General features: G+C 55.0%; 2 protein-coding genes. Both read right to left on the reverse strand.

Features of this window, described 5'->3' with window-relative positions; genetic code table 11:
- On the reverse strand, positions 1–812 hold an 812-nt coding region (locus QZ279_RS11870; protein ID WP_293451116.1), incomplete at its 3' end, for an endonuclease/exonuclease/phosphatase family protein.
- 6 nt (positions 813–818) lie between these two features.
- On the reverse strand, positions 819–1,643 hold an 825-nt coding region (locus tag QZ279_RS11875), incomplete at its 5' end, for a pyridoxal-phosphate dependent enzyme (protein WP_293451118.1).

Consider the following 1,643-nt stretch of genomic DNA (forward strand, 5'->3'; position numbering starts at 1 on the left):
CCCGCAATGATTTCACTGCTGACCGCGTTTTCGCTATCGTTAAAGTCGCCCATGACGATCACTGGATTGCCCGCTTGGATTTCTGCAACAATTTCGCGGCGCAGCACCCATGCCTCGGCCATACGACGAAGGGCTGCACGCGCAGCGCCCATCGCGCGACCAACCGCATCGTAATTCGCCAAGTCAGATTCAGGTGCAAAATCCGCACCATCAGGGCGCACAAACTCGCCCAGCTTGGATTTCAGATGGCAGTTGAAAACCGTCACCACCTCTTTGCCCATAGGCACGCGCGCTTTCAGGATCGGACGCGAGAGCCATGAAATACGGTAGTGACCACCGTCCCCGCCACCCATATCTTGAAACGGAATATCCAAAGGTTTGGGCAGTTCTTGGATAATCTCAGGCGTGCCAACAAAACCAAATCGCGACAGGATCGCAACGCCGGGGCGGCGATGCCCTGCCGCGCCATCATTGGCATTGGGTGCAAAGGCCAGCGCAGCATTGCGATATCCTACGTAGCTTAACTTGCGAAAAATCGCTTTCTTGCGGTAGCGCTTGGATTTGTCAGGCACCGAAATCTCGTTGCTATCCTCGCCCATCTCATCGGCTTCGGCGATAACTGCGCGCAACGCGCTTTCCTCGAAGATCTCTTGAAAACCGACGACATCCGCATCCATGGTCACAACTTGATCCGCCAACCACGCTTCTTTCCACGCATATTCTTCCTGCGTGTAGAACTGGAATTTATAATATTCCTTTTCCGCCCCGATCAGGTTTTTCACGTTAAAGCTGGCAATCGTAACACGTGTCATCCGGTCTTACTCCAAAGTTGCCAAGGCTTGTTCAAAAACGGCCTTGTCCACATTTCCACCAGAGGCGGTCACAATCACAGTGTCAGCGTTCAACTGATCCCCGTGAAATAACGCTGCAGCCAAGGCCACAGCCCCGCCTGGTTCAATCACAATTCTGAGCCGTTCAAATGCCAATCCCATCGCGCGCAAACATTCATCTTCGCTAACGACAAGGCCCACTCCACATAAACGGTGCATAATCGGAAAGGTCAGATCGCCCGGTTGCGGCGTAATAATCGCATCGCAAATCGAGCCTGTCATCGCGGCGTTGCGCTGTATCGCACCAGCGCTCAGCGAGCGCGCAACATCGTCAAAACCCTCGGGTTCGGCTGGCCGCACTTTGAAAGTCGGCGCATCCGCTTCCAACGCCATCGCGATGCCTGACGTTAGACCACCGCCGCCACAGCACGTGATCACTTCGGCTTCATTAATATTCAACTCAGACGCCTGTTCAGCAATTTCTAGCCCGCATGTCCCCTGCCCCGCGATCACCAAAGGATCGTCAAACGGCTTGATCAGCGTCAGATCGCGCTCGCCCGAAAGACGCGCACCAATTTCATCGCGGTCCTCAGAACCGCGCTCATATAAAACCACCTCCGCGCCCAGCGCTTTGGTATTTTCTATCTTAACCTGCGGTGCGTCAGACGGCATGATGATCACAGAACTTGTCCCATGCATTTTCGCCGCCAAGGCGACGCCCTGCGCATGATTGCCGCTTGAAAACGCGATAACACCCTTGGCCCGTTGCGCGGGATCCATCGCCGACAAAGCCGACCACCCCCCACGGAATTT

It is taken from the genome of Planktotalea sp. (assembly GCF_018607965.1).
GTDB lineage: Bacteria > Pseudomonadota > Alphaproteobacteria > Rhodobacterales > Rhodobacteraceae > Planktotalea.